At 73.0% G+C, this 25,890-nt stretch carries 20 protein-coding genes and 1 tRNA gene; 7 read left to right on the top strand and 14 right to left on the bottom strand.

Going from position 1 to position 25,890, the window contains the following annotated elements:
• Positions 1-31 precede the first annotated feature (31 nt).
• A complete protein-coding gene (locus tag ACZ5WK_RS05825; RefSeq protein WP_465545349.1) occupies positions 32-376 on the top strand; it encodes a DUF4190 domain-containing protein in 345 nt (114 codons plus the stop codon).
• Positions 377-511: 135 nt separating this feature from the next.
• Positions 512-1,420, top strand: a complete 909-nt coding sequence (locus tag ACZ5WK_RS05820) for a metallophosphoesterase family protein (protein ID WP_465545347.1) — start codon at positions 512-514, stop codon at positions 1,418-1,420.
• A gap of 289 nt (positions 1,421-1,709) precedes the next feature.
• Here the strand turns inward: ACZ5WK_RS05820 and ACZ5WK_RS05815 are convergent, their stop codons facing one another.
• The 8 genes from ACZ5WK_RS05815 to ACZ5WK_RS05780 all read right to left on the bottom strand — a co-directional run bounded on the left by ACZ5WK_RS05815 (position 1,710) and on the right by ACZ5WK_RS05780 (position 12,211).
• On the bottom strand, positions 1,710-4,289 hold the full coding sequence (locus ACZ5WK_RS05815) for an ABC transporter permease (protein ID WP_465545345.1): 2,580 nt from the start codon (positions 4,287-4,289) through the stop codon (positions 1,710-1,712).
• A complete protein-coding gene (locus ACZ5WK_RS05810) occupies positions 4,286-5,041 on the bottom strand; it encodes an ABC transporter ATP-binding protein (protein WP_396319581.1) in 756 nt (251 codons plus the stop codon). Before ACZ5WK_RS05810 ends, ACZ5WK_RS05815 begins: the two co-directional genes overlap by 4 nt.
• Positions 5,038-5,334 (bottom strand): SHOCT domain-containing protein, encoded by a 297-nt coding sequence (locus tag ACZ5WK_RS05805; protein WP_465545342.1) that lies wholly within the window; start codon positions 5,332-5,334, stop codon positions 5,038-5,040. Before ACZ5WK_RS05805 ends, ACZ5WK_RS05810 begins: the two co-directional genes overlap by 4 nt.
• Before the next feature lie 224 nt (positions 5,335-5,558).
• Complete coding sequence (locus ACZ5WK_RS05800; RefSeq protein WP_465545340.1) at positions 5,559-6,236, bottom strand: response regulator; 678 nt, start codon at positions 6,234-6,236, stop codon at positions 5,559-5,561.
• Complete coding sequence (locus ACZ5WK_RS05795) at positions 6,233-7,621, bottom strand: sensor histidine kinase (RefSeq protein ID WP_465545338.1); 1,389 nt, start codon at positions 7,619-7,621, stop codon at positions 6,233-6,235. The genes ACZ5WK_RS05800 and ACZ5WK_RS05795 overlap by 4 nt, the downstream gene beginning before the upstream one ends.
• A gap of 91 nt (positions 7,622-7,712) precedes the next feature.
• The gene (locus tag ACZ5WK_RS05790; RefSeq protein ID WP_465545336.1) at positions 7,713-10,253 is read right to left on the bottom strand and encodes an ATP-dependent Clp protease ATP-binding subunit; all 2,541 of its coding nucleotides are present in this window, start codon (positions 10,251-10,253) and stop codon (positions 7,713-7,715) included.
• Positions 10,254-10,672: 419 nt separating this feature from the next.
• Complete coding sequence (locus ACZ5WK_RS05785; RefSeq protein WP_465545334.1) at positions 10,673-11,110, bottom strand: hypothetical protein; 438 nt, start codon at positions 11,108-11,110, stop codon at positions 10,673-10,675.
• Positions 11,111-12,139: 1,029 nt separating this feature from the next.
• Positions 12,140-12,211, bottom strand: a tRNA-Val gene (locus ACZ5WK_RS05780).
• A 161-nt stretch (positions 12,212-12,372) separates the two neighbouring features.
• On the opposite strand from ACZ5WK_RS05780, the gene ACZ5WK_RS05775 reads away from it, so the two are divergent.
• From ACZ5WK_RS05775 to ACZ5WK_RS05765, 3 genes are all read left to right on the top strand, one after another.
• Positions 12,373-13,755 (top strand): coiled-coil domain-containing protein, encoded by a 1,383-nt coding sequence (locus ACZ5WK_RS05775; protein WP_465545332.1) that lies wholly within the window; start codon positions 12,373-12,375, stop codon positions 13,753-13,755.
• Positions 13,756-13,919: 164 nt separating this feature from the next.
• Positions 13,920-14,390, top strand: a complete 471-nt coding sequence (locus ACZ5WK_RS05770) for a DUF4442 domain-containing protein (protein ID WP_396319590.1) — start codon at positions 13,920-13,922, stop codon at positions 14,388-14,390.
• Between the two features lie 20 nt (positions 14,391-14,410).
• The gene (locus ACZ5WK_RS05765) at positions 14,411-14,632 is read left to right on the top strand and encodes an FmdB family zinc ribbon protein (RefSeq protein ID WP_329487465.1); all 222 of its coding nucleotides are present in this window, start codon (positions 14,411-14,413) and stop codon (positions 14,630-14,632) included.
• A 102-nt stretch (positions 14,633-14,734) separates the two neighbouring features.
• Here ACZ5WK_RS05765 and ACZ5WK_RS05760 read toward each other — a convergent pair whose 3' ends face one another.
• The 3 genes from ACZ5WK_RS05760 to ACZ5WK_RS05750 all read right to left on the bottom strand — a co-directional run bounded on the left by ACZ5WK_RS05760 (position 14,735) and on the right by ACZ5WK_RS05750 (position 19,484).
• Positions 14,735-15,613, bottom strand: coding sequence for an HAD family hydrolase (locus tag ACZ5WK_RS05760; RefSeq protein WP_465545329.1), 879 nt, complete (start codon positions 15,611-15,613; stop codon positions 14,735-14,737).
• Positions 15,614-15,618: 5 nt separating this feature from the next.
• Complete coding sequence (locus ACZ5WK_RS05755; protein WP_465545327.1) at positions 15,619-18,090, bottom strand: phosphoribosyltransferase; 2,472 nt, start codon at positions 18,088-18,090, stop codon at positions 15,619-15,621.
• 182 nt (positions 18,091-18,272) lie between these two features.
• Entirely contained in the window at positions 18,273-19,484 is a 1,212-nt protein-coding gene (locus tag ACZ5WK_RS05750) for an HpcH/HpaI aldolase/citrate lyase family protein (RefSeq protein ID WP_465545325.1), read from the bottom strand.
• A gap of 458 nt (positions 19,485-19,942) precedes the next feature.
• Between ACZ5WK_RS05750 and ACZ5WK_RS05745 the strand changes: the two genes are divergently transcribed.
• Complete coding sequence (locus tag ACZ5WK_RS05745) at positions 19,943-21,082, top strand: TerD family protein (RefSeq protein ID WP_465545323.1); 1,140 nt, start codon at positions 19,943-19,945, stop codon at positions 21,080-21,082.
• 280 nt (positions 21,083-21,362) lie between these two features.
• On the opposite strand, the gene ACZ5WK_RS05740 is transcribed toward ACZ5WK_RS05745, so the two are convergent.
• A complete protein-coding gene (locus ACZ5WK_RS05740; RefSeq protein WP_465545321.1) occupies positions 21,363-22,103 on the bottom strand; it encodes a Tellurium resistance in 741 nt (246 codons plus the stop codon).
• 410 nt (positions 22,104-22,513) lie between these two features.
• Here ACZ5WK_RS05740 and ACZ5WK_RS05735 point away from each other — a divergent pair, with 410 nt between their 5' ends.
• Positions 22,514-23,767 carry a DUF2637 domain-containing protein gene (locus ACZ5WK_RS05735; RefSeq protein ID WP_465545319.1) on the top strand — a complete coding sequence of 418 codons (1,254 nt, stop codon included), beginning with the start codon at positions 22,514-22,516 and terminating at the stop codon, positions 23,765-23,767.
• 127 nt (positions 23,768-23,894) lie between these two features.
• Here ACZ5WK_RS05735 and ACZ5WK_RS05730 read toward each other — a convergent pair whose 3' ends face one another.
• Positions 23,895-25,001: a DUF475 domain-containing protein gene (locus ACZ5WK_RS05730; RefSeq protein WP_465545317.1), complete on the bottom strand. Its 1,107-nt coding sequence runs from the start codon at positions 24,999-25,001 to the stop codon at positions 23,895-23,897.
• Positions 25,002-25,070: 69 nt separating this feature from the next.
• Positions 25,071-25,646, bottom strand: a complete 576-nt coding sequence (locus tag ACZ5WK_RS05725) for a TerD family protein (RefSeq protein ID WP_465545315.1) — start codon at positions 25,644-25,646, stop codon at positions 25,071-25,073.
• Between the last annotated feature and the right edge of the window lie 244 nt (positions 25,647-25,890).

The following is a 25,890-nucleotide window of genomic DNA, read 5'->3' as shown; positions in this document are numbered from 1 at the left end:
CCGCGCCTCTTCGGAAGGACTCGCCGCCATCATGAGCACCGCCACGCGCACCGCCACCAGCACCGCAACACGCACCACCACGAGCGCCGCCACGAGCGCCGCCACGAGCACCGCCACCAGGACGACGCGCCGTCACACCATCGCCGAGGCCGACAACCTGGCCGTCGCCTCCTTCCTGCTCGGCCTGCCCGGCCTGCTGCTCTTCAACATCGTCCTGGGGCCGCTCGCCATCATCCTGGCCACGCTCGCCCTCGTCCGTGGCACCCGCCGCCGTGGGCGCGCCGTCCTGGGCCTGGTGCTCGGCGTCGCCGCCCTGGCCGTCCTCTTCGTCACCACCGCCGCCGACCACGGCGTGCTCTGGCAGATCGGCACCTGAGACGGCACCGGGTCGGCCGCCCCGTGCACCGTCCGGCCAGGGCCGGAACCGGGCCACTCGAACGACCGATCCAGCCAATCTGCGGCGCCACGCCCGTCCGTCCCCGTACTGTGGCGCTATCGGCCGGGTGACTGTATGGGGGCTGGAGTGACGACCGAGTACCAGAGTGACGCGCAGTCGGGACGGACGGGAGGGTCCGGAAGCCCCGGAGGGGCAGGCAGGCTGGTCGCCGTGAGCGACCTCCACGTCTCCTACCAGGAGAACCGCGACCTGGTGGAGAAGCTGGAGCCCGACTCCCCCGACGACTGGCTGATCGTCGCCGGTGACATCGCCGAACTCACCACCTCCATCGAGTGGAGCCTCGGCCTGCTCGCCGAACGCTTCGCCCGCGTGATCTGGGCCCCCGGCAACCACGAGCTGTGGACCCACCCCGACGACCCGGTGCAGCTGCGCGGCGTCGCCCGCTACGCGCACCTGGTGGAACTCTGCCGCCGCCTCGGTGTCGTGACCCCCGAGGACCCGTACCCGGTCTGGGAGGGCGCCGGCGGGCCGGTCGCCATCGCCCCGCTGTTCCTGCTGTACGACTACTCCTTCCGTGCGCCGGGGACGACCACCAAGGAAGAGTCCCTGGCGGCCGCCTACAGCAGCGGCGTGGTCTGCGCGGACGAGCGGATGCTCCACCCGGACCCGTTCCCCGATCTCGACTCCTGGTGCCGCGAGCGTGTCCGGATCACCGAGGAGCGGCTCGCGGCCCACGACCCCGAGCTGCCGCTGGTCCTGGTCAACCACTATCCGCTGGTCCGTCACCCCACCGAGGTCCTCTGGTACCCGGAGTTCGCCCAGTGGTGCGGCACCGAGCTGACGGCCGACTGGCACCGCCGCTTCAACACCGCCGCGATGATCTACGGGCATCTGCACATCCCCCGGGTGACCAACTACGACGGTGTCCGGTTCGAGGAGGTCTCGCTCGGCTACCCGCGCGAGTGGCACCGCCGCGGCCTGCCGGACCCGCTGCTGCGGCAGGTGTTCCCGCAGGACGGGTGAGGTCCTGCGGCCCTGGGGCCTCGGCTTGGGGTCGCGGCTTGAGGCCTGGCTTGAGGTCGCGGCTTGAGGTCCTAGCGCCCTGAGGCCTCCGGGTCGACGTCCACGGCGGGTGCGGCCGGCCCCTGCACCCGCCCGCACCTGCCCCGTGTCTAGCGCTTCATGCCTACCGCCTCCTGCCGACCGTCTCCTGCCCCTGTCGCCTGTCCCGCCCGCCTCAGGGCGTCCGCTTCAGGCCATCCGCTCGCCCCACTCCTCCATGTCCGCTGCGGTTACTCCGCTTCACGTCGTCTCACTCCGTCGCGATCGCCCGGAGCACGTCCAGCCGCGCCGCCCGCCCCGCCGGACGGAGGCCGGCCACCGCACCGGCCAGCAGTCCGGCTGCCAGCACCACCGCGAGCTGCGCCGGCGGTACCGCGAACGAGCCCGTCCCCGCGCTGTCCGAGGCCCGCACCAGCGCCCAGCCGAGAAAGACCCCGAGGCCGAGCCCACCCACCGTGCCGAAGGCGGCCACCAGCACCGACTCCCAACGCACCATGCCCCGCAGCTGCGCCCTGGTCTGGCCGACCGCTCGCAGCAGGCCCAGCTCCCTGGTCCGCTCGTGCACGGCCAGCGTCAGCGTGTTGGCGATGCCGAGCAGCGCGATCAGCACCGCCAGCGCCAGCAGCGCGTAGACCACCGAGAGCATCATGTCGACCCCTCCGGCGGCGCTCTCCGCGTACTCGTCCCGGTCCTGCACCTTCGGGTTCCCGAACGGGGCCGCGGCCTTCTCGACGGCGGCCTTGCCCGCGCCGAGCGTCACCCCGCTCTTCAGGCCGACGGCCACCATCGTGTCCGCGTCCTGGCCACGGTGCGGAGCCCAGGCCTGGCGGGTTATCAGGTAGTCGCCGGCCAGACCGCCGCCCTCGTACAGGGCACGGATGGTGAACGGGCCGCTCGCGCCGTCCGTGAAACCGACGGTGACGCTCTGGCCCAGCCGCCAGCCGTGCTGCTCGGCCTCGCTGCGCGAGACCGCCAGTCCGTCCGTGCCCAGGGTGTCGAGGGTGCCGTCGACCCTCCCGAGGTCGACGATGCCGGCCAGCCGCGCCGGGTCGGTGACGTCCAGCGTCCGCCCATGGCCGTCGATCCGCGCGACGCCACGGCCGAGGCCCACCGTCTGCCGGACCTCGGGCAGTTGGGCGACGGTGTCGGCCAGCTTCGGGCTGACCCCGCTGCCGCCCGCACCGAACGAGGGCGCGGTGACGGCGAGATCGCCGGCGAACGACGCGCTCACCGTGGTATCCAGGGTGGCCTTGATGGAGGCGCCGAACACCGTGAACAGGGTGACCACCGCGACGCCGATCATCAGGGCACTCGCCGTGGCCGCCGTCCGGCGCGGATTACGGGCCGCGTTGCGCCGGGCCAGGGTGCCCGAGACCCCGCGCAGCCGGGGCAGCGGGGCGCCCAGCGTCCGGACCGCGAAGGCGGCGGCGACCGGGCCGAGCACCACCACGCCGGCCAGGACCGCCAGCGCCCCGACGGCGGTCAGCGTCACCGACGGCCCGTCGGTCGCCCCGACGGCCGCGGCCGGGACACCGGCCGCGACCAGCAGCGCACCGAGTCCCACCCGGACCCTGCCGGACCGCCCCTCGGCCGCCCGGTCCACCCCGGTCTCGCGCAGGGCCGCCAACGGCGCGGTGCGCCCGGCCCGGACGGCCGGCAGCAGCGCCGAGCCGACCGCCACCACCGTGCCGACCAGCAGCGGCAGGACGACCGCGGCCGTGCTGATCACCATGCCGCCGGTCGGCAGTGAGAAGCCGAGCACCGAGAACAGCGCCTTGAGCCCCGCCGCCACCCCGATCCCGCCGATCAGCCCGCCGAGCGAGGCCAGCGCACCGACGGCCAGCGCCTCCGCCAGCGTCGCCCCGAGCACCTGGCCACGCACCGCGCCGAGCGCCCGCAGCAGGGCGTTCTCCCTCGTCCGCTGGGCGACCACGATGGCGAAGGTGTTGTGGATGGTGAAGGTCGCGACCAGCAGCGCGATCCCGGCGAAGACCAGCAGCAGCGTGGTGAACATGGTCAGGAACCGCCCGGACACCATCGCGGTGCTCTCCTGGGTGGCCGCCGCCCCGGTGACCGCCTCCACCCCACCCGGCAGCTGCGGGGCGATCCGGGCCACCAGCTCGCGCTGCGAGAGCCCGCCCGTGGCCCGGAGCTGGATCGATCCGGCCTGGCCGGCGCCCTTCGGCGTGAGGTAGCGCTCGGCGTCCCCGAAGGTCAGGGCGGTGAAGGTGCTCGGACCCATCCCGTCGGCGCTCTCCCCGAAGGTCGCGATGCCGACGATGGTGACCGTCACCGGGTCGGGGGTGCGCAGCACGGTGGTGGAGCCGAGGTGCAGCCCGCCGGTCTTCGCCGCACCCCGGTTGATCACGGCCTCGCCGGGCGCGGAGGGCGCCCGGCCCTCCGCCAGTTTGTACGGGTTGAGCCGGCTGTCACCGAGCCAGTTGCCCGCCAGGGTCGGCGGTCCCTGCCCGCCGATCGGCTTGCCGTCGCTGCCGACCAGCTGGCCCGCTCCCTGGACGGAGGCCTCGGCGGCGGCCACCCCGGGGACGGCGCGCAGTCGGTCGACCAGCCCCGTGTCGACGGGTGCCCTGACGCCGCCGGGCGTCCCCGGGGAATCGAGGACGTCGGCACTGCGGACCACCACGTCGGTACCGGCGTTGGCGTCGGCGAACAGCGTGTCGAAGTTGGCCCGCAGGGTGTCGCCGAGCACCATCGTCCCGGTCAGGAAGCTGACCCCGAGCAGGATCGACAGGAAGGTGCCGACCAGGCGCCGTTTGTGTGCGCCCAGCGAGCGCCGGCTGAGCCGGACGGCGGCCGTCGTGGACGTCATGACCGCCCCCGTTCGAAGGCCTTCATCCGGTCCAGCACCCCGCCCGCGGTGGGCCGCTCCATCCGGTCGACCAGACGGCCGTCGGCGAGGAACAGCGCCTCGTCGGCGTGCCCGGCGGCCATCGGGTCGTGGGTGACCATGACGACCGCCTGCCCCATCTCGTCCACCGCGCGGCGCAGCAGCCCGAGCACCTCACCGCCGGTGCGGGAGTCGAGGTTCCCGGTCGGCTCGTCGGCGAAGACCACCTGCGGCCGCCCGGCGAGCGCCCGGGCCACCGCGACGCGCTGCTGCTGGCCGCCGGAGAGCTCGCTCGGGCGGTGGTGCAGCCGGTCGCCGAGGCCGACTACGTCGATCAGCGCGTCCAGCCAGGCCTGGTCCGGCGCGGCGCCGGCCAGGTCCAGCGGGAGGGTGATGTTCTCCCGGACGGTGAGCGTGGGCACCAGGTTGAACGCCTGGAAGACGAAGCCGATCCGCTCCCGGCGCAGCAGGGTGAGGCGCCGGTCGCCCAGCGCGCCCAGCTCGGTGTCACCGATGTAGGCGCTGCCGGCGGTGAGGGTGTCCAGCCCCGCCGCGCAGTGCATCAGGGTGGACTTGCCCGAGCCGGAGGGGCCCATGATCGCGGTGAACCGCCCGGCCGGGAACTCGACCGTGACGTGGTCGAGCGCCCGGACCTCGGTACCGCCGACGCCGTAGATCTTGACGGCGTCGGCGACCCGCGCGGCGGTGCCGCGTACGACGTCGAGGGTGGTCACTTCCCGGCACCCCCTCGGTACTGCGCGCCGCCCTGCCCGCCGCCCTGCCCGCGGCGCGACTCTGTCAGCACGGCCCGCTTGGCGCGGTACTCCTCGGCGTCGATGTCGCCCTCGGCGTAGCGGCGGCCCAGCACGGCCAGCGGGTGGTCCGGACCGGCTCCGCAGCCCCGGCGCCAGACCGTCCGGCGCAGGAGGACGATCACGAGGAACACCACGGCGGCCCAGGCCAGCGGGATCAGCAGGATCCAGGGGCCCGGCCAGTGCCCGTCGTGGTCGGCCAGCAGCGTGTACATGATGGTTCATCTCCCCGGCGGTGGGCTTCAAGGACCTCGGGACGGTTCCCGAAGTGACTTGAGCGTCCCGCCGACGGAGCTACTCCCGCGTCCTCCGGGGAGCGGCAGTCGGGATACTCCCGCGGGAGTACGGACGGCCGCGCCGCAGGGGCACGGGGAGTACGGAGCCCCCCTCGGGTACCCCGCGGCGCGCCTGAACCACCCGCGCCCGGGCCGCCCGTACCTCAGCCCAGCCACCCCGGCCGGACCAGCCCCGACTCGTAGGCCAGCACCACGAGTTGCGCCCGGTCCCGCGCGCCGAGCTTCACCATGGCCCGGCTGACGTGCGTCTTCGCGGTCAGCGGGCTGACCACCAGCCGGCGCGCGATGTCCTCGTTGGAGAGCCCCATGCCGACCAGCGCCAGCACCTCCCGCTCGCGCTCGGTGAGCACGGAGACGTCCGTCAGGCCCGCCACCGCCGCCTCCGGTGCCTTGGAGCGGGCGGCGAACTCGCCGATCAGACGACGCGTCACCCCCGGCGAGAGCAGCGCGTCGCCGGCGACCGCGACCCGGACGGCCCGGAGCAGTTCGGCCGGCTCGGTGTCCTTGACCAGGAACCCGGCCGCCCCCGAGCGGAGTGCCTCGAAGACGTACTCGTCCAGCTCGAAGGTGGTCAGCACGACCACCCGCACCTCGGCCAGCGCCGGGTCGGCGGCGATCCGGCGGGTGGCCTCCAGCCCGTCCATCCGGGGCATCCGGATGTCCATCAGGACGACATCCGGCAGGAGCTCGCGGGCCAGGCGGAGCGCGGCCTCGCCGTCGTCCGCCTCGCCGACCACGGTGAGGTCGTCCTGCATGTCGAGCAGCGCCCGGAACCCGGCCCGGACCAGCACCTGGTCGTCCGCCAGCAGTACCCGGATCACGAGCCCTCCCTCTCGCCGGTGGGCCGTGGCCCCTCACCCCTGGACGCCGGCCGCTCGCCGGTGGGCCGCGGCCCCTCGCCTGCCGGGCCCGTCGGCTCGACCATGGGCCCCTGCCGCGTCGGCAGCACCGCCCGGACCCGGAACCCGCCCCCCGCCGACGGCGCCACCGGCCCCGCCGTGATGCTGCCGCCGAACGCGGCGACCCGCTCCCGCATCCCGGCCAGCCCACTGCCCGTCCCGCCCGCGTCGCCGGGCGAGGCCGGGCCCGGGTCGTCGACCTTGACGACCAGGGCGTCGGGATCCCTCCAGTCCAGCACGACCGCCGCCTGCCGGGCGATCGAGTGCCTGATCACATTGGTCAGCGCCTCCTGGACGATCCGGAAGGCCGTCAGGTCGACGCCCGCGGACAGCGCGCGCCGGCGGCCCGTCTCGTGCACCTCGACCTCCAGCCCGACCCGCTCCGCCTGCTCGGTGAGCTCGTCGAGCCGGTCCAGCCCGGGCGCCGGGCCGCGCGGCGCCGCCACCCCGGGCGCGCGCAGCGTCCCGAGCACCTGGCGGACCTCGCCGAGCGCTTCCTTGCTGGTCGCCTTGATCGTGGTCAGCGCCGTCCGCGCCTGCTCCGGCCGGCTGTCGATCAGCGCGAGCGCCACCCCGGCCTGGATGTTGATCAGCGAGAGGCTGTGCGCCAGGATGTCGTGCAACTCCCTCGCCATCCGCAGCCGTTCCTCGTTGGCCCGGCGCTGAGCCAGCTGCTGCTCGTACTCCCGGTGGGCAGCCATCTGCTCCCGCCGGAACCGCACGATCTCGGCGACCGACACCACCAGCAGCAGCCAGGCGATCAGCCCCAGCTCCTGCCACCAGGTGATCGTCGACGGAGCCGCGCGCTGCCAGTCGGCCGGCACCGCGAAGGTGACCAGCGCATGGACGAGGTAGACCCCGCCGAGCCCGGCCCAGGCGGCCCGGCGGTGCCCGGAGCCGACCGCCGCACAACAGGCGATCACCCAGCTCAGGAACACCGGACCGTACGGATACCCGGCGGTCAGGTACACCGCGGTGACCAGTGAGGTCCCCGCGACCACCGCCACCGGCCACCGGCGGCGCAGCACCAGCAGCACGGGCCCGAGCACCAGCAGCACGTACCCGAATGCGTCCAGCGGGACCCGCCCGCTCTGGTGCCGGCCGGCCGCGGTGGACCCCACCACCTGGAGCGCCGCGACCACGACCGCCGCCGCCACCGGCCAGCCCGCCTTGGCGGCCCGCACCCACGGCGGGCGCCACGGCTCGGCATGCCCGCCCGGGGGCGTGCCGAACCCGCCCGGCGCGGGATGCTCCCCCGGCGGCGGCCCGGAACGCGCCGACGGCGGCTGAGGTGTACGCGGCGTCATGCCCGGAAGGCTAGACCCCGCGCACACCCCGCCGCGTCACCCGAGAGTTGCGTTCGCGCGTACTCCCTCGGGAGTACGCGCGAACGCGAGCTCACCTCTGACCCTCCGCCGCAGCCGGCTCCTCGGCCTCCTCAGAGGCGGCCGAGGCCTCCGGCCGGGCCGTCGTCACCACCAGCTCCCCGTCACTCACCCCCGCGATCAACGTGTCCCCCTCCTGCACACTGCCGTCCAGCAGGAGGTTGGAGATCCGGTTGTCCAGCTCCGACTGGATGGTCCGGCGCAGCGGCCGCGCCCCGAACTCCGGCTGGTAGCCCCGGTTCACCAGCCACTCCTTGGCCTCCTCTGCGACCTCCAGCTGCACGTCCTGCGCCTTCAGCCGGCGCCGGCTGCGGTCCAGCATCAGGTCGACCACCTGGAGGAGGTCCTTGCGGGTGAGCGCGTGGAAGACGATCACCTCGTCGATCCGGTTGAGGAACTCCGGACGGAACTGCGTCCGCAGGTCCCTCATCAGGTCGTCCTTGATCTCATCGACGTCACCCGAATGGTCGAGGATCCGCTGCGAGCCGATGTTGCTGGTCATGATGACCACGGTGTTGCGGAAGTCGACCGTACGCCCCTGGGAGTCCGTCAGCCGCCCGTCGTCCAGCACCTGGAGCAGCAGGTTGAAGACGTCCGGGTGCGCCTTCTCCACCTCGTCGAACAGCAGCACGCTGTACGGCTTGCGGCGGACCGCCTCGGTGAGCTGGCCGGCCTCGTCGTAGCCGACGTATCCGGGCGGGGAGCCGACGAGACGGGAGACGGTGTGCTTCTCCTGGAACTCGCTCATGTCGAAGCGGATCATCCGGTCCGGGTCGCCGAACAGCAGCGCCGCCAGCGCCTTGGCCAGCTCGGTCTTGCCGACGCCGGTCGGGCCGAGGAAGAGGAAGGAGCCGGTCGGCCGGTCCGGGTCGCCCATCCCGGCCCGGCCGCGCCGGACCGCCTGGGCGACCGCCGTCACCGCCTGGTCCTGCCCGATCACCTTCTGGTGGAGGTGCTCCTCCAGCTTGAGCAGGCGCTCGCGCTCGGTCGCGTTAAGCTCGGCGACGGGAATGCCCGTCCGCCGCGAGAGCACCTGCGCGATGTCGTCCGCGGTGACCTCGACGACCTCCTCGCGGCCCTCGGCGATCGCGGCCAGCTCGTCCTCGGTCTGCCGCAGCTCGGTCTTGAGGTTGGCCGCCCGCACGAACTCCTCGTCCGCGACCGCCTCCTCCAGCTCCCGGCGCAGCTTGGTGATCCGGTCCTGGACCGGCATCGCCTCGGTGGAGCCGCTCAGGCTGCGCAGTCGCACCCGCGCACCGGCCTGGTCGAGCAGGTCGATCGCCTTGTCCGGCAGGAAGCGGTCGCTGACGTACCGGTCGGAGAGGGTCGCGGCGGCGTCCAACGCCCCGTCGGTGAACCGCACCTGGTGGTGCGCCTCGTAGGCGTCGCGCAGCCCCTGGAGGATCTCGATCGTCTCCCCGACGGTCGGCTCGGGCACCAGCACCGGCTGGAACCGCCGCTCCAGCGCGGCGTCCTTCTCGATGTGCCTGCGGTACTCGTCCAGCGTGGTGGCGCCGACCACGCTCAGTTCGCCACGGGCCAGGGCCGGCTTGAGGATGTTGCCCGCGTCCATCGAGCCCTCGCCGCCACCGCCCGCGCCCACCACGGTGTGCAGCTCGTCAAGGAAGAGGATCACACTCTTCTCGGCCGCCGTGACCTCGTCGATCACGCTCTTCAGCCGCTCCTCGAACTCGCCCCGGTACTTGGAACCGGCCACCAGCGCGGCGAGGTCGAGGGTGACCACACGCTTGTCCTTGAGGCTCTGCGGCACGTCCCCGGAGACGATCCGCTGCGCCAGCCCCTCGACGATCGCGGTCTTGCCGACGCCCGGCTCACCGATCAGCACCGGGTTGTTCTTGGTCCGCCGGGAGAGGATCTCGACGGTCTGCTCGATCTCCTCGGCCCGCCCCACCACCGGGTCCAGCCTGCCGGACCGCGCCTCCTCGGTGAGGTCCCGGCCGTACTCGTCCAGGGTCGGCGTCTGGCTCGGACGCGCGCCGGTGCTGCTGCGTTCGCCCCCCACCCCGCGCCCGTCCATCACCGTGCGCAGCGCCTCCTGCGAGGGCGCCGCGTTGTGCAGGGCCGTGCCCGCGCCCGAGCGCTCCTCCTCCAACAGCGCGCCGAGGATGTGCTCCGGCCCGATGTAGGAGGCGCCCGCGGCCTGCGACCGGGCATGCGCGGCGAGCAGCGCGCGCTTGGCGGAGGGGGTGAGCGCCGGCCGCCCGTCCGCCTCGACCTCCGCGTTCCCGGTGGGCAGCTCCCGGCTCAGGTCGTCGGCGAGCCGGTCCGGATCGATGCCGGCGCGCTCCAGCATCCGGCGCGAGGGTTCCACCCGGGTGGCAGCCCAGACCAGATGCGCGGTGTCGAGGTCGCTGCTCCCGTCCTCGGCGGCGCGCCGTGCGGCGAGCGCCAGCAGCTCCTGCGAGGACTCACTCAGCAACCGCCCGATCGGCACCCGTTGCACCGCGGGCGGGGAGGCCAGCGGGCTCATGCCGAAGAACCGGCTGAGCAGATCGGAGAACGGATCGTTCGACCCGAACGGGGGAATCGTCACGGTGGATCACCTCTCCCAAGCAGTTCGAGCCCCACACAAACACAGGTGTCGGCCACCCGCCTCCCGGAACAATCCGCCCCCGGCCTGCCCGGCCGTCCACCCGATTCACCCCGCAGGACGGCCGGGTTCACCCAGTGAAGCGGTCGAGCAGCACGACGCCGCTGTACGTCACGGGCCATCGCGAGCACGCCGCCCGCCACGTTGCGCAGCACCGCCCGGACCACCCCGGCACCGCCCGGGCCACCCCGGCACCGCCCAGCCGAACGCTCGTCCAGCCCGACGCGGTCAGCGCCACCAGTGACCTGCACTCATACCGCCGATTGCGGCCATCGAGCGTGATCGTCGAAGCTTGTCATCGACCGTGGTTCACCGTGCGTCACCGCTTACCGGGGCACGGAAAGGGCACGGCATCAGGCTGGCTAGAGCTCGTGCAGGCCGTCGCTGATCTCTGACATGCGGTTGATCGCGCCGGGCGGAGAGAGCTCTGCGAGCGGCTCGCCCACCTGAGGGTCGAACCCTTCGAGCCCTGTCTCCTTCTCAATCACGGCGCTCAGCCTGCGCACCGAGGCCATGATGTCCGCGGCCCGGTCGCCCGAGTGCCAGTAGGGAACAGTGATCGCGACGCTCTCGCCGTAGATCGACAGTTCCAGGCCAGACGGGCTCTGGGTGAGCTGAAGGCACTTCTCGTCCTCGAACAGCTCGACATCGCCAAGGATCGTCCGGGCCTGCGGCACAATCCGCCTCCAGGCTTCGATCAAGCCGACCGGCAGCTCGCTGCCGGCGTTTCCAAGCGCTTCGAGGGCTTCGATCCAGTCTTGATGCCGGCCCCGGTCGAGGAAATAGATGTCGTAGCTCACCGCGTGATCATAGGAGTCGAGTGTGCCAAGCGGCAGTGCGTGAGCCGGCCAACGCGGGTGGTGGAGCGGCTTTGGCCGGTGTCCTGTCCGGCCTGGGTCCGAGCATGCTCGGGGGCCGTAAGCTTCTGCGACTCCGTCAGTGCTTCCGGGCCTGACCGCAATTTGGCCGAGTGGCCCCCCCGGCCTTGCTCGGTGCGGTCCCCGAGCCAGGGAGGTGGGTAAAGCCGCGGGGGAGCCCGTCACCAGCCACGGCCGGCAGTGGCCTGTACCCCTCCATTTCGGTCCGACGCCTGGCGGGGCCGGCCGCCGCCCGCCCCGGGGCGAAGGCAGGGGCGAGGCGGGCGGCAAATACCTCGCCCTGGCGCGCAACGCACGCCCTTGAACCCGTGGAGAAGAGTTTCACGCACCCCTCCTCCCCCTCATCCCTGTCCTGCTCTCCGGCCTACTGGCCGAACCGCCCTGCTCCTGGGATCGCCGCGTTCCTGCCGATCGGTGCGTGGGCATGCTGATCCCGTGTCAGGGAGGACACGCGGGAGGGGGCAACATGACTGACCTGGTGCTCAAGCCATGGCGGGTGCCGGGCAGGGAACGGCTCTACGTGAACAAGGCCGGCGCCCGTGGTGACTCGGTTGCCTGGCTGGACTGCAAGACCGGGGTGGTCCGGGTGGACATCCCGGAGTTCGAGGGCGCGGCCCTGGTCATGGTCGAGGAGTGGTGCCGCTCCTTCGGCAGCCACGTGCCACCGCGAACCATTCGACGCCCCGCTGCGGCTCTCCGCGGGCTCACCCTTCTCCTCCCCCGCCTGATGCGCCCGGCCATGACAGTCAGCCGGGGGCGCTTCTCTGTCATCCGTACCGTGACCAGCGGAAACGGCATGATCATTTGGGAGGAATTCAGGAGGCGGCTCTCACCAGCCAGACGGCAGGCAGCCTCAGAGCGGCTACAGGTTCAATACGTACACGACTGCGGCCCAGGCCGGGACAGTAGTCCCGGCCTGGGCCGCAGCCTCAGTCTTGCCTGTTCGAGGGGTGGGCGCGGACGGTTTCGAACCGCCGACATCTGCTTTGTAAGAGCAGCGCTCTACCACTGAGCTACGCGCCCCCGGCCGTGGCCCGGTTCGGGCAACGACGACTGCCTAGGGTACCTGGTCCGGGAGGTGGTGTGGTGCACGTGGTCGGGGAGTGGGACGGGTGGGGTGCCGGTCGGGTGGGGCGATCGGGAAGAATGGGCGGTGGATCAGCGGTCGGAGCAGGGAGCGCGCAGTGAGGGTGGCCGGCGGGGACAGGCGGGGGCGGCGGCCGGGGAGCGCGGCGGCCGAGGCGCTGGTGTTGCCGCTCGTGGTGGCGGGTGCGCTGGGGGCGGCCGGGGCGGCGGCGTTCGGAAGTGCCGGTGCCGGGCGCGGCGGCGGCTGGTGGGGGCGGCGCGGCGGCGAGGGCGTGCGGGCGGACGCCAAGACGGCCCGGGACGCGGCGCAGCAGGCGTTCTACGAGCTGGACTCGACCCAGCGCGAGGTGCGGCTGGCCGTGGAGACGGTGCGCGCGGCGGAGGACGGTGCGACGGCTCGGCAGGCGGCGGCGGACTTCGAGGCGATCTCCGGCCGGGTCGACCAGGTGACCGTGAACTACCTGGCGGCGCTGGACGCGCACGACCTGGACGCGGAGGAGCTGGAGTCCGGGGCGGCGGCCCGGGCCCGGCGCCAGTTGGAGGACGTGCAGGGGCAGCTCGGGCAGGCGCTGGCGGAGCTGAACGGGTTCCTGCAGCGGCTGCAGCCGGTGTTGCAGCACGCCGAGTCGCAGCTGATGCGGGTCACGCCCGCGGTGGAGCAGGCGAAGCGGGCGCTGCTCGCGGCGACCAACGCGCTGGAGGCCGTGCGCGGGGCGGGCCTGAAGGCGGACGATCTGGCGGCCCGGCTGGCCGAGCTGGCGCCGGAGCTGGGCCGGCTGAACGAGGGCGCGGCCCGGCACGGGGTGGCGGCGACGTTGCAGCGCGCGGAGCAGGTGAAGGAGCGGGCCGAGGCGGTCGCGGCGGATGCCTCGCACCTGCCGGAGCGGGCGCGGGAGATCGACCGGCGGGTGGCCAGCCTGCGGACCAGGATCCAGGCGCTGGAGACCAAGGCCGCCACGGTGGAACCGGCGCTGAGCGAGTTGCGCCGGAGGTTCTCCACCTCGTGCTGGCAGGACCTCCAGCGGGTGCCGGACCAGGTGGCGGCGGCCGGGCACGCGGCGGAGCAGAAGCTCATGGAGGCGGCGCGGGCGCGTGACGAGCAGCGCTGGGCGGACGCGACGGGCGCGATCGGTACGGTGCGCGCCCTGCTGGACACCGCGGACGGTTCGGTGGTCGCCGTGAACGAGCGGCTGCGGCAGCTGAACGAGGTGCAGCACGACCCGAACCGGGAGATCGAGCGCACCCGGTTCGCCCTGCGTGACGCCCAGCGGCTGGCGATGGCGGGTCGGCAGGCGCCGGACCCTCGGCACGCGGCTCCGCTGGACGCGGCGGTCGGGCGACTCGACCGCGCGGTGGCGGAGCTGGAGGCGGCCGGCCGGCACCCCGACTACTGGCACTTCCTGACCGAGCTGGCCGGGGTGCGGGAGACGGCGGCGAAGGTGGTCGAGTTGATCCGCGGCGACATCGGCGGTCACCGGTAGCGCGCGGGGGACGACCGCCGGCCGGTCGGAAGCACGAGGACGGTAGGGCCAGGAAGGCAGGGGGCAGGGCGGCAGCGGGCCGGGAGAGTAGGGCCGGGACAGCGACAAGCGCCGCGCACAACAGACGGTTACCCGCGAGTAACTTTGTGGGCTAGAGTCGCGCCATGGCTCGAAAGCGCAACGTCTCTGCCCGTACGTTCCGGCGCGGGATCAACCTCTGGCCGCCTTTCCTCTTTGCCGGAATCAAGGTGCTGGCCCTCTCCGACGACTTCCGGCGGACGACGGTCCGGCTCCGGCTCGGGCGGCTGAACCGCAACTACGTGGGCACGCACTTCGGCGGGTCGATCTTCGCGATGACCGACCCGTTCTGGATGCTGCTGGTCATGCACAACCTCGGGCGCGACTACGTGGTCTGGGACGCCGCCGCCGAGATCAGCTTCGTGTCGCCCGGGCGCGGCGACATCGTCGCCGAGTTCGTGCTCACCGATGACCGGCTGGCCGAGATCCGCGAACTCACCCAGGACGGCAAGAAGGCCCTGGTCTGGTTCGACACCGAGGTCCTGGCGGCGGACGGCTCGGTGGTGGCCCGGGTGCGCAAGCAGCTCTACGTACGGGAGAAGCGCCGCACCGCCTGAACCGGGCTACCCTGCGGGGTATGCCACGCTACGACTTCCGCTGCCGCTCCTGCGGCGCCACCTTCGAACTCCGCCGCACGATGGCGCAGGCCAACGACCCGGCGGTCTGCCCGCAGGGACACGAGGACACCGTGAAGCTGCTGTCGGCCGTCGCCGTCACCGGCGGGGCCTCCGGAGGCGCCGCGCAGCAGGCCCCGTCCGGAGGCGGGGGCGGCTGCTGCGGCGGCGGCTGCTGCGGCTGACACCTGCACCGGGGGCACCGACACCAGGGGCACCGGTACCAGGGGCACCGGTACCGGCGGCGCCAGCAGCCACACCAGGGGCACCGGTACCGGGCACAACCGTCAGCCCGCGACGACCGGGCCCGCCGGGCCCACCGAACCGACCACGTCCACCGCGCCCCGGACCCGGGCCAGGAACTGACGGACGATCTCCTCCCCCGCCGCCACGCCCACCTGGTCGAGGGCGGTGACGCCGGGGGCCGTCCAGCCGCTGTCCGCGAGTTCGCCGTGCCCGGGGCGCCAGGCCGCGTCTGCGGCGAGCAGCAGGTCGGCGTCGAGCAGCGAGTCGCCGGCCGCCAGCACGGTGGCCCCGCCGACCCGCCGCTCGACCTCGGCCAGCGCGGCGCTCTTGCTGAGCGGCGCCGGCACCGCGTACACCTTGCGGCCCTGCAGCGAGACGGCCCAGCCGCGCTCGCCGCACCAGCCGGTGAGTTCGTCCAGCCAGCCGGCCGGCAGCTCGGCGCGCTCCACGACCAGATAGGCGAAGAGGTCGTCGGCGACCCGCCGCTTGTGGGTCCACTCAGGGTCGGCGCAGAGCGCCAGGTGCTCGACCACCTCGGCCAGCGGCACCGAGGCGGCGGCCAGGCGGCCGGCCACCTCGGTCTGCCAGTCCTCGTCCGGCACGCCGTCCACGAGCAGCCGGCCGCCGTTGCTGCAGATCGCGTAGGCCGGGATCCAACCGGGCGTCGGGCCGGGCAGGTTGACCCGCTCGTACTGGGTCCTGGTCCGCGTGGTGGCGGGGACGAGGAGCGCCTCGCGGGCCAGCTCCACCAGCAGCGCGGCGGCCTGCTCGGTCATGAACGAGAGCGCCTTGCCGTCGTGCACCTCGACCGAGAGCAGCCGCGGGGCGAGCCGGTCGGGCACGTCCAGGGCGAGGGCGCGGTTGGAGTAGATCAGGGTGCGGTCGAGGTCGCTCGCGACCAGGAAACCACTGGGACTCATCGGGCTCAGGACTCCTTCACCAGGACGGCCGTGCCGGAGGCGCCGGTCGCTCCCCGACTGTAGCGGGGGTGGATCAGGCCGACGCAGGAGTACGGCAGGTCGTCCACCTCCTCGACGGGGACGCCGCGTTGGGCGGCGAGCAGGCGGACGTGGTCGAGGTCGGCGCCGGTGCCGCGGCGGGCCAGCACCCTCCAGGGGACACGGCGCAGCATGACCCGGGTGGTCTCGCCGACGCCGGGCTTGACCAGGTTGACGTCGTCGATGCCGTAGTCGGCGCTGATCCGCTCGACGGCGGCCCAGCCGGCCCAGTCGGGCGTGCGGTCCTCGGCGGCGAGCCTGGCCGCGGCGCCGGCGGCCTCCTCCCGGACTTCGGCGAAGTGGTCGGCGACGGTGTCCAGGAAGGCCCCGGAAACGTCTCCGCCGGCCAGGTCCGTGTAGTGCTTGGCGCCGTGGAAGTCGTCCGGGCCGATCAGGTCGGCGCGCAGCACGGTGCGCGAAATCAGGCCGGACACGGTGGAGTTGAGGCAGGCGGACGGGATCAGGAAGTCGTCGCGGGTGCCGTAGGTCCGCACGCAGCGGCCGGGGTCGGCGAGGACGGCCAGCTCGGGGTTGAACGCGGATCCGGCCAGGGCGCCGGCGAGTTCGCGGGTGATCGCGCCCTTGCCGGTCCAGCCGTCGACGAACACCACGTCGGGGGCGTGGTGGTGGGCGTCCAGGTAGCGCAGGGCGACGGGGTCGATGCCGCGGCCGCGGACGATCGAGACGGCGTAGTGCGGGGTGTCCAGACCGTGGGCGAAGGCGAGCCAGCGGCGGATCAGGACGCCGACCGGCGTGCCGGCGCGGGCCAGCGAGGCGAGCACCAGGCCGCGGCCGCGTTCGCGCACCAGCGTCTCGGCGACGGTGCCGACGGCGAGCGCGATCCGGCGGGCGGAGACCCTCAGGGCCTGGTGGAACAGCTCCTGGTAGGCGGGGCTGGGCTGGTACTCGACCGGCAGCGACTCGGCGTAGTGGGCGCCGCCGTTCTGGACGGCCTCCTCGCGCTCTTCGGTGGGGGCCTCCAGCGGGACGTCGGAGAGGTCCTTCAGCAGCCAGGCCACCTCGTCGGGGCGGTAGGAGGAGAACTCCGGGCCGTACAGCGGCCGGGGCAGGCGGCCCGGCAGACGGGTGGAGGACCGCCCCGAGGGCCGGTGCGAGGGCCGGTGCGAGGGCAGGACGGCGAGCACGACCCGGTCGGTGACCTGGCGCAGCTGCGTCAGCAGGGCCCGCTCGCCCTCGTGCAGGGCCGGGGTGTCGGCGACGTCGTCGACCACCAGGACGACGGCGTCGAAGCGGCGGGCCGGGTCGGTGCCGGGGGCGACGTTGTACGCGTAGCGCTCGCGCGAGGCGGAGTCGCTCGGGTCGTCGTGGGCGGGGAAGGCGAGCCGGGTGCGGATGGCGTACCCGGGGTCGTCGACCGCGAGGACGGGCGAGCGGGTGGTGGTGGAGTAGCGGACCCTCTCGTCGCCGCCGGGCAGGACCTCCGCGAGGGCGCCGGCCAGGCGCAGCGGCGCGTACATCAGCTCCTCGAAGCCGAGCACGAGCACCCGTCCGCCGTCCCCGACCGGCTCCAGCGCCGCGGCGAGCTGGGAGGCCAGCTGCGGCAGTGCGGCGTCGAGCTGCCCGCGGTGCTCGGAGGTGAAGCCGTGCCGGCCGCCGTCCGGGAGACCCTCGGGCCAGTCCAGGGCGGCCCGGACCAGCGGGGCGTGCGCGGCGGGCGGCAGCGCCGGTGCCGGGCCGGCCTCGGCGATCAGGCGCTCGGCACGGTCCAGGATGTCGGCGGGCAGCTCGACGCCGCCGCTGGCGGCGGACACCAGGTCGAGCCGGGTGCCGAGTTCGGCGGCGGTGTCGGCCAGCCGGCGGCGGTCGGCCTCGTCGCGCAGGTCGACCAGGGCCACCACGACGTAGTGGCCGCGCGGGTTGCGGCCGTGCAGCTCGCGGATGGTGTTGAGCACGGTGTTGCCGGTGGAGAACTCGTCGTCGACCAGCACCAGCGGGCCGTCGCCGGCGAGCAGCGCGGGGTCGGCGGGCAGCAGCAGGTGGGAGGTGGCGTGCGAGTGCTCCTCCTCGAAGCCGCCGACCGGGGTCACCCCGTCGACCGGACGGCGGGTGGAGTGCAGGTAGGGGGCGTCCAGGCCGTCGGCGACGCTGTGGCCGAGCCCGGTCGCGGTCTCGGCGTAACCGAGGACGACGGCGCGCGCGGCCGCGTCCGCGCCGAGCAGCTCGCGCACCCGGCGGCCGAGGTCGAGGCCGGCTCCGTGGACGACGGACGGGCGCTGCGGTACGTGCTTGCCGAGCACGGTGGAGACCAGCAGGTGGGCGCGCTTGCGGTTCTCGCGCAGGGCCAGGCCGACCAGCTCGGGGAGCCGGTCGGAGCCGGTCAGGCCGACGCCGGCCCGGTCGGCCACCCAGCGGCCGGTCCACTCTTGCTGTGCTGTCACTACTGGTCCTGCCTTCGATGGTGCGGAGTCGTGCGGGTTACTGCGGGACAGCGCCAAGCCGTCCGGGTTACTGCTGGGCGGTGCTGAGCCGTCCGGGTTACTGCGGGTCAGTGCCAAGTCGTGCGGGTCGGTGCCGAGCCGTCCGCGTCGATGCCGAGCCGTCCGGTTCGCCGGCCCCGGCCTCAGCCGCAGAGGCAGGCCGAGAGCAGCTCCGCGAAGCTGACGTCCTCCCGGGCCACCCCGAACACCTCGGCGCGCAGCAGCACCCGCTCCGCCCAGGCCCGGTGCGGCTTGGCCTCGTTCATCTTGTTGGTGTACGCCGAGCGCAGGACGCCGCCACCGCCGCGCTCCTGGTCGAGGATGTCCCGGGCATCGGAGTACTCCTCGTGGGTGACCACCGCGAGGGCGTGCACGGCGGGGACGTGGCTGGGGTGGATGCAGGTCTTGCCGAGCAGGCCGTTGGCCCGGTCCAGTTCGAGCTCGCGGATCAGGCCGTCGAGGTCGTGCTCGATGATCCGCTGCCGGACCGCCTCCCCGGAGGGCTCCGCCTCGGCGAACGGGGTGCGGCGCAGCTGCGGTTTGAACATCCGCTCCTGGACGGGGAAGTACTCCCACACCGGCCCGGTCACGGTGAAGCCGGTGCCATCGGCCCGGCCGAGCACGTTGACCACGTCCCCGATCACCGCCGCGACCAGGGCGACGTCGTACGCGGTCAGGTCGGGCGAGCGGCGCAGGCCGTACGCGGAGCAGAGGTCGGTGACGCCGAGGCGGACGGCGAGGACGCGCTCGCGGTACTTGTCGAGCAGCCGGGCGATGCCGAAGAGCTGCTCGCGCCGGGTCTCCAGGTGGGCGAGCTCGGGGGACTCCAGGACGGGCATGGCGAACAGCCGCCGGCCGGTGGCGGCCTCGGCGGCGGCGAGCGCCTCCAGGTACGCGCCGCCGTTCTCGTCGGTGAACTTCGGCAGCACGAAACCGGTGAGCAGTCCGACCGCCGGGCCGAGCCGGTCGGCGAGGTCGGTGATCTGGGAGGCCGCGCGCACCCTGATGAAGAGAAGGGGCAGATCCCGTGTGTAATCGGTGGAGATCTGAGCGCTCTCAGGGGTCCCCGACGCCTCGCCGGACAGCGCGCCGAGCTGCGCGACCAGGTTGGCCTCGGCGGCGGTCACCTCGTGGTCGGCGATCGAGTCCTCCAGGCAGAGCACCATCGAGACCACGCCCCGGGCCGCCTGCTTGCGGATGTCCGCACCCAGGGTGGGCCTGGTGGCCGGGCTGTACAGGGTCGCGCCGAGCGCGGTGGCGAGCACGGCCGCGTCGCTCTCCGGGGTGAAGGCCCGGGGCTGTTCGAGGAAGAGCCGGCCGCGTACGTCGTCGGCGAGGTGGCCGAAATGGCGCAAGGTGCTCTCCTCAGGGGTTGCGGCCGCCGGTTGGGGCGGGTGCGAAGGGCTCGGGGGTGTGCGGCAGGCTGCTCGGACGGGTACGCGCTGCGGTGCTCGGGCGAGCCCGGGGCGGTCAGGCGCGGGGCGGGCGGCGGATCGGGCGGGGATGCGGGGTGCCGGGGTCGGAGCGGGGCGGTCGGACCCCGTCCCGGAGTGCGGGGCCTCACCGTGGTTAACCGGCCCGCCGGGCGCCGTGGTTCCCGGCGCCGCGCGTCTGATTACCCCCTGCCGAACCCCCCGGGGCCCTCTGGCCGCCTATCGTACGGACGACTTCCGGCCGAATGCAGCTCGGAAACATCGAATTCTCGGAAGGTTACCCTCCGCTTCACAAAGCGCAAGCGTTGGCAAAGTCCCACCGTTTCGCCACCTTCGGTCACGTTGTCCGAAGGGGTGGCGAACAGGCAGGATGGTCGGCTATGACGCACGTGATGGCCAAGGGCGCCAACATCGCACTGCCGGTGGCGGCGGTCCGCGCCGTGCTGCGCTGGAGCGCCACGCCCGGTGCGCCGGACGTGGACGCTTCCGCACTGCTGCTCGGCGCCGACGGCAGGGTCCGTTCGGATGCCGACTTCGTCTTCTACAACCAGCCGCGCCACCCCTCGGGGCTGGTGCGCCACCTGCCCAAGCAGCAGACCGCCGGCGGCACCGAGATCGCCGACACGATCGAGGCCGAGCTCGGCAAGCTGCCGCCCGAGGTGGACCGGGTGGTGCTGGCCGGCTCCTCCGAGGGCGGTTCGTTCCGCTCGGTGACCGGGCTGCGGGTCCTGCTCTTCGACGCCGCCGGCGGCGACGGCGCACCCGCACTCGCCGAGTTCGCGATGCCGGAGGCCGACGAGGTCACCGCGCTGGTCGCGGGCGAGCTCTACCGGCGGGCCGGGTCCTGGAAGTTCCGGGCGGTCGGCCAGGGGTACGCCTCCGGACTGATCGGCCTGGCGACCGACTTCGGCATCACCGTCGAGGACGACGCCGGCAGCTCCGGGATCTCGGACGCGGTCGCCGCGGCCGCCCCCGCGGTGGACCCGCGCACCGCCGTACCGGACCCTCGCCCGGCCGCGCGGGCCGAGCCCGGCACGTTCACCCTGGCCCCGGCCGTGCCCCTGCCGCCGAGGACGGCCCCGTCCGTTCCCGCCAACACTCCCCCGCCGCCGACGGCCCCGCCCACCATGCCGCCGACCGCCCCGCCCGTCCCGCAGGCCCCCCCGGTCCCGCAGCCGGCGTACGGCTACCCCCAGCCGGGCCCGCAGCAGCCCGCGCCGCACCAGCAGGGCGGCTACGGCTACCCGCCCCAGGCGCCGCGCCCCGCGTACGGCTACCCGCAGCAGCAGCCCTACCCGCAGCCCCACCAGGCACCGAACCAGCAGGCACCGAACCAACCGCCCCCCGGTTACGGCTACCCGCAGCAGCAGCCCCAGCAGGCCGGCGGCTACGGCTACCCCCCGCCGAACACCGGCCCGCAGCCCCAGCAACCCCAGGCCCAGCAGCCGCAGGCCCAGCCTCCGGCCACCGCCGAGGAGTTCGCGCTGCCGCCACAGGGCCCGCAGTTCCAGCCGCGCTGATCCTGCCCGCACCGTGCCGGGCCGCCCGGGGCCACCGCCCCGACCGGCCCGGCCACCCTGGCACCGCGGGCCGCCCCGGCGTGCCCGACCACCCCGGCGTGCCCCCGCCACGGCGTGCCCCCCGCCACGGCGTGCCCGCCGCCCACGGGGCCGCCCGACGTACCACCCTCCCGGCGCTCACGCTCCCGCGACCGCCCGCGGCCGTCCCCGCCCGCCCCCGGACTGCTCCCAAGCGCCCCCGCTCGCTCCCAACCGCCCCCGACTGCTCCCGCCGCTCCGACTACTCCGGCCCCGAAGCGTTCTTGTACCCGCGCTGCCACTGCATCCCGAAGCCGTACAGCCGGTCGATGTCCGCCTGGAACCCGTTGACGTACCGCACCTCGCGCCGGACGGTCAGCGTGTTGTCCCCGGTGTTCTCGATCAGCACCACCGCGCAGGAGCGCGCCGCAGCCGCCCGTTCCTCCAGCTTGATCTCGATCCGCGGGCCGGTCTGCGGCACGATCGTCACCACCGCGTTGGCCTGCTCGAACGCGGGCGTGCCGTCGTAGATGTAGACGAAGATGAGCAGCCGCTTGAACTGGTCCTTCTTCTCCAGGTTGACGTACATCGTCTCGCCGGACGGCGCCCCGTACTGGTCGTCCCCGCTGAGTTTGACGTAGGGCGCGCGCTGGAGGTCGCCGAAGTAGCCGCCGAGCGGCTGCACCACGCCCCGGCTGCCGTCGGAGAGTTCGTACAGACAGGCGAGGTCGAGGTCGACGTTGAGCTGCGCGGACTGCTGGGAGTCCGGCTCCATCGGGCTGAGGATGCGCGGGCTGAGCCAACGCTTGAGGGTGTCCCGGCCGGACGGCCGCGGAGCTCCTATCCGGGTGGTCCAGTGCAGGTTGACGTAGAGGTACCCGGTGGTGGCCGCGGCCCCGGTGATCGCGTGCTGCGGAGTCGACTTGGTGAGCGTGATCTTGTGCTGCCCGCCCGGGTCGAGGGTGTTCCGCTCCCCGCGCAGGTACTCCCAAATCGAGGCCATCCCAGTCCTCCCCCTGGTCCCGCCAGTCGATCTGGCGGTCCACCGCTCCATGATCGGGCATCAGCCCGCCGGCCGGAAAGCCGGACTTCCCACCCGGCGGACTCCCTACCCAGCCCCATACCCCGAACACCGGCCGCCGCCACGGGAGGGCCGCCACCACGAACAACCGGCACGCCCGGACAGCCGGCACCGGCGGGTCGGTTGGCGGGGGGAACCCCGACTCCCGTAACATGCCGCCCCTTCGGACGCGATATCGTCTAGCCGCACAGGTGTCCCGCCCGCCCCTTGCCCGGGTGAGGCGAACGCGCCGACAGCAAAGACGCACCGTCAGGCCCGGTCCCGGGGACGGAACCTGACCGCCTGTGTCCACTGTGACCTGTCCCCTGCGGAAACCCGAGGCCCGACCCGCAATGAACCTGACCTCCATACAGCTGGTCTGGACCGTCATCGGCGGCGCAGCCCTGCTGTTCACCGCCATCCTGGTGGCGACGCTGCGCTTCAAGAACACCGGCAGGACCGAGGAGTCGGGCGACTCCTGGGAGCGCAGCGAGGAGCGCCGCCGGCGCAAGGAGATGATCTACGGGATCTCCTCCTACGTCCTGCTGTTCTGCTGCGCCGGCGTCGCGGCCGCGCTGTCGTTCCACGGCCTGGTGGGCTTCGGCAAGGAGAACCTGGGCCTGTCCAACGGCTGGGAGTACCTCGTCCCGTTCGGCCTGGACGGCGCGGCGATGTTCTGCTCGGTGCTCGCCGTGCGCGAGGCCAGCCACGGTGACGCGGCGCTCGGTTCGCGTCTGCTGGTCTGGGTGTTCGCGATCGCCTCGGCGTGGTTCAACTGGGTGCACGCCCCGCGTGGCGTGTCGCACGACGGCGCCCCGCAGTTCTTCTCCGGCATGTCGATCTCGGCCGCGATCCTGTTCGACCGGGCGCTGAAGCAGACCCGCAAGGCCGCACTGCGCGAGCAGGGCCTCGTCCCGCGTCCGCTGCCGCAGATCCGCATCGTCCGCTGGCTGCGCGCCCCCCGCGAGACCTATGCCGCCTGGTCGCTGATGCTGCTGGAGAACGTCCGCAGCCTGGACGAGGCGGTCGAGGAGGTGCGCGAGGAGCGCCAGGCGAAGCTGGACGCCAAGGTGCGTGCCCGCAGCGCCGACCGCCGGGAGCGCGCCGAGCTCAAGGCCATCTCGCGCCAGGGCGGCATGCTCGCCCGGGCCCGCGGCGGCCGCCAGGTGCCCGCGCTCACCGCTGCCGGAGACGGCCCGAGCGCTACGGAGCCTGCCCTAGCCGCTGACGCTGCCGCCTCCGAGAACACCTCGTCCGCGTTGGAGCACGCCCCGATGAGCGCCCTGGACGCCGGCCGCCGCCCGCGCGCCGCCGTCGGCTCCTCCTCGACCGGATCGTCCTCCTCGTTCGGCTCGTCCGCGTACGGCTCGGCCTCCTCGCTCGGCTCGTCCTCTTCCTACGGCTCGTCCTCCACCTACGGGTCGTCCTCCTCGTACGGTTCCTCCGACGAGTCGTCGTACCGCAGCACGGGCAGCGGCAGCAGCAGTTCCTCCTCGTCGTACCGCAGCTCGGCCATCGACCTGACGGCCGACGACGACACGCTGTCGATGCCCAAGCTGGACTCGCTGGAGCGCAAGCTGCGCGCCATCGAGCAGCAGCTGGGCTAGGCCTCCAGCACTGCGGGGAAGAGCCCCGAACACGCGGAACGGCCGCCCTCTTCATCTCGAAGGGGGCGGCCGTTCCGCTTCCGTCCGAGCGCCACCCGGGCGCTGCGGGCCGGACTGGGCCGGGGTGTTACTTGCCGCTGCTCACCAGCTCCCGTTCCTCGCCTCCGTCGCCGTCGGCGGACTCGCGCCGGTTGCGCAGGATCGACGAACCGAGGGCGAGACCGATGAAGGCGACGCCGATCAGGCCGGTGACGATCTCCGGAATGTGGTACTTGATCCCGACCATCAGGATCACCGCGAGCGCGCCGATCGCGTAGTGCGCGCCGTGCTCCAGGTAGACGTAGTCGTCCAGGGTGCCCTTGCGGACCAGGAAGACGGTCAGCGAGCGGATGTACATCGCGCCGATGCCGAGGCCCAGGGTGATCTGGAAGATGTCGCTGGAAATCGCGAACGCGCCGACGACGCCGTCGAAGGAGAACGACGCGTCCAGAACCTCCAGGTACATGAAGAGGAAGAACGCGGCCTTTCCGCCCACCTGGACGATGGACTTGCCGCTCTTCTCGGCCCTCTCCTCCTCCTCGGCCTCTTCCTCCAGGCCCGCCTCGAAGACCGAGGAGAGCCCGTTCACGACGAGGTAGGTGACCAGGCCGAGCACACCCGCGAGCAGCACCGTCTCGGCGTGCTCACCGGCGAAGAAGTTGGACGCCAGCAGCAGCGTGACCAGCGCGACGACCGTCGAGAAGGCCTCCAGCTTGCCGACCTTCTCCAGCGGACGCTCGATCCAGGCCAGCCAGTTGTAGTCCTTCTCCTCGAAGATGAAGTCGAGGAAGATCATCAGCAGGAAGACGCCACCGAAGGCCGCGATGGCCGGGTTGGCGGCCTCCAGGTACTGGGCGTACGTCATGCCCTCGTACGTCGCGTCCGAGTGGAGCGCGAGGTCGATGACCGTCGCCGGGTTGAGGTGCGCGGTGAGGCCGACCACCAGCAGCGGGAAGATCAGCCGCATACCGAAGACGGCGATCAGCACACCGACGGTGAGGAAGATCTTCTGCCAGTACGGGTTCATCCGCTTCAACACCGTGGCGTTGACCACCGCGTTGTCGAACGACAGGGAGATCTCCAGGATGGAGAGGATCAGCACAATGCCGAATCCCTCGGCTCCCCAGAGCAGGCCGGCTGCGATCAGCCCGATGACGGTGATCGCGAATGACCAGCCGAATGTGCGGAGGAACACGGGACTTGGTTACCTTTCGAGTTCATGGCGCCGCCTGCGGCCGAAGCGCAGCAGGCGAGTTTCGCGCCTTTACTGTACGTTTACGCCGAAATCGAGGGCAATACCGCGCAGGCCCGAGGCGTACCCCTGGCCCACTGCCCGGAACTTCCACTCCCCCGCGTAGCGGTACAGCTCACCGAAGATCATCGCGGTCTCGCTGGACGCGTCCTCGGAGAGGTCGTAGCGCGCGATCTCCTGTCCGTCCACGGAGTTGACCACGCGGATGTAGGCGTTGCGCACCTGGCCGAAGTTCTGCGTCCGCGACTCGGCGTCGTAGATCGACACCGGGAACGCCACCTTGTCGACCTGCGGCGGGACGAGGTCCAGGTTGACCAGGACGACCTCGTCGTCGCCCTCGCCGTCACCGGTGAGGTTGTCGCCCTGGTGCTCGACCGAGCCCTCGGGGCTCTTCAGGTTGTTGTAGAAGACGAAGTACTCGTCGCCGAGCACCCGTCCTCCCGAGCAGAGCAGCGCGCTGGCGTCGAGGTCGAACGGCGCCCCGGTGGTCGAGCGGGCATCCCAGCCGAGGCCGATCTGCACCTGCGTCAGATTCGGCGCGGCCTTGGTGAGCGAGACGTTTCCACCCTTGGCGAGCGTGACACTCATGGCTGTCCTTCCTCCCTTTGCCTCCCGGGGCGCATCTAGGTCTATTCCCCCGTGGCCCCGCCCGGCCTCTTCCGGCCGGCTGAACTTCCTGAACTCCTATCCTTCCAGTGCGCCGGGGCAACGCGAAGCCGGGGCGGGGGGGGGGGGGGGGGGGGGGGGGGGGGGGCGAGGGGGGGGGGGGGGGGGGGGGGGGGGGGGGGGAGGGGGAGGGGAGGGGGGGGGGTGGGGGGGGGGGGGGGTGGGG

Source organism: Kitasatospora sp. NPDC032757 (assembly GCF_055579305.1).
Note: the sequence above shows the minus strand (reverse complement) of the source record. Positions and strands in the feature narration are given on the sequence as shown.